The following is an 810-nucleotide window of genomic DNA, read 5'->3' on the forward strand; positions in this document are numbered from 1 at the left end:
CCGTGTGGTGCAGAGTAAAACTGCTGAAGGGGTGACCACCAAAGTCGATTATGTTTACGATGCGACAATTAGCAACCTAAACAGTAGTAAGGGTGGTATTAAACGCACGGAAACAGATGGACTCGGTAAAACCGTGGTCGATCAACAAGACTACTTTGGCCGGACCATCAAGCATACCGACAAGGGTGAACATGTCTTTACCTATACTTATAATGCAGGTGGCTGGCTGACCAAACAGACCAATAGCCAGGGCCAGAGCCTTGACTATAACTACTACAGCAATGGTTCGGTCAAGGAAATACGGGATACCGCACTCAACCTGTTAACCTCTTATCGTTATGATGACAACGGTAACAGGATTGAAGAACGCTATCAGGAACTCAATGGCAAAGTGGGTGAGCCACGGGTATTCCAGAATGCCTTGATCAACTACGATAGCTTAAACCGTAAGATCAGTGTGCAGGACCAGTCCTTCAATATTCATTATGAATATGATGGCAATGGCAACATTGTGCATATGCTGGCGAACTACCGTGATGCTGTAAATGCTGCACCGAAGATTCAAGATTTCTGGTACAGCTATGACAGCATGAACCGCTTTACCATCAGTATGGGTGTGCTCAATAGTACGAAAATAGAGCGTGGTAATACCGGTATTGCGATTAGCTATGACAAGTTGGGTCAGCGCCTGACAGCGGACTATGGTAAAGATGCACTGAATTCGACCAAGGCGCATAAAGAAAGCTATAGCTATACCACTGACGGCTACCTTGAGACGGTAAAGAATGCTGATTATACCAGTACAGGTAT

Annotated in this window: 1 protein-coding gene; it reads left to right on the top strand. The window is 45.4% G+C overall.

The features are described from left to right. Positions 1-810 (top strand): hypothetical protein (locus ACS604_RS18940; RefSeq protein ID WP_474772654.1); only part of this gene is annotated, 810 nt, incomplete at both ends.

The sequence above is a fragment of the Acinetobacter sp. Li1LvA2 genome (genome assembly GCF_056156705.1).